1 protein-coding gene is annotated in these 1,638 nt (G+C 67.5%); it reads right to left on the reverse strand.

Translation table 11 applies throughout. The annotated features are described in order from the left end of the window. Positions 1-1,450: cysteine/serine endopeptidase inhibitor (locus tag ABZX30_RS38100; RefSeq protein WP_355943035.1), on the reverse strand; the 1,450-nt coding region annotated here is incomplete at its 3' end. Positions 1,451-1,638 lie beyond the last annotated feature (188 nt).

Raw genomic sequence — 1,638 nt, forward strand, 5'->3', positions numbered from 1 at the left:
CCGTGGTGGTGATGGTGTTGAAGGTGCGCAGGAACTGGTGGTCGTCCTGGGGGGTGCCGCTGCAGGTGTCGGAGAGTTTGCCGGTGTCGGGACAGGCCGTGTCCCGGCCCACCGACCAGAACGACAACTCCTGGATCCCCTTCTCCCGCGCGAACGCCGCCAGACGCGTGGCATCGTCGGTGGTGAACACCTCACCCGCCGTGTCGTTCACCCCGATCATCGGCGTGTTCCCCTCCATCGCCCACAACTCCTGCGACGACTTCGACGGCCAGATCTGCCCCAACTGGTCATGCAACCCCGTGGCCGCGTCGATCGCGGCCTGCCCCATGTCGTCCACCGCCGACCCGTAATCCATCGTCATCACGTTCACCAGCGACACCCGCACCCCCGCACCCTGCACATCCCGCAACAACGCCACACCCCCCGCGTCCAGACCGTCCCGGCCCGACGGCAACGTGAACTGCACATCCAGCCGACGCCCCGACGCCTCCCACTCCTTCTGCAACCCCGCCAACGCCTGAGCACGACGACGGTTGGCCGCACCGTCCGCCAACGCCGCACCCTCGATGTCGAAGTCCAGCCGGGACACACCCAGCGCCTCCACCACCGACCGGTACTGCTCCTGCAACGCCTCCACCGAGTCACACCCCTGACCCAGCTCCGTCCCCGAAGCCCCCCCGAACGACACGATCACCTCACCCCCCTCCGCCCGCAAACCCTCCACCGCCGACTTCCACCCCGCGTCCGTCACCGGCGTGTCCCCGTTGAACGCCGCCCGGCACCCCCCACCGTCCAGCACGAACGCCAACGTCGCATACCGCAACCCCGCCGCCCGCGCCCGCTCCAGCACCGAAGGCGACCCCCACGTCTCCACATACGGAGCCGCGAACTGCGCCGGGAAACCCCCCGCACCGCCACCCCCACCCACCGGAACCCGACCCCCACCCGGACCCGCAGACGGAACCGCAGACGGAACCACAGGAGTGAAAGCACTCCCGTCAGCCGTGACGAACCTCCACGTGATCCCCTTCACCAACCCCTCACCCAACGGAGCGAGCTTCTCGAACGCCGACTGACTCAGATCGATATGACCCGCATCACACGACGGACACATGTCCTTCACCGGCACCGTGATCGATCTGCCGTTGTACGACACCTGCACCGACACCCCCCGGCACAACCGGTCCTGATGGGGATCCACCGACGTCCACCACTCATGCGACACCGCGACGAGATCCTCACTCGCCGCGTCCACCACACTCCCGCACGCCCCGTACCCACGATCGTTGTAATACGTCATCTCCCCCGAGACGTCCTGACCGCTGACCGGACTGTCAGCCAGCGCCAACGACACACCGCCCAACGCGACGGTCACCAACGCGACAGCACCGCCCGCGGTAATCCGGTTCCGAATGGACACACACATCTCCCGGTCGCTTCGATCGGTCATCAACGGACTCCCGACCCGCAAACCCACAACAAAGGGCGGCGGGCAGGCCAGCGGCTCCGCTCAACAGGCCACAGACACAGCCCCACACGGACACCACGCCCACCCGATCATTGGTCAAACACCCACCCACCGCAGCGATCCACCCACCCCTCTGCCCCCCGAGCCACACACTCCGCCTCTTCGCCCAC

It is taken from the genome of Streptomyces sp. NPDC004542, from assembly GCF_040610035.1.
GTDB lineage: Bacteria > Actinomycetota > Actinomycetes > Streptomycetales > Streptomycetaceae > Streptomyces.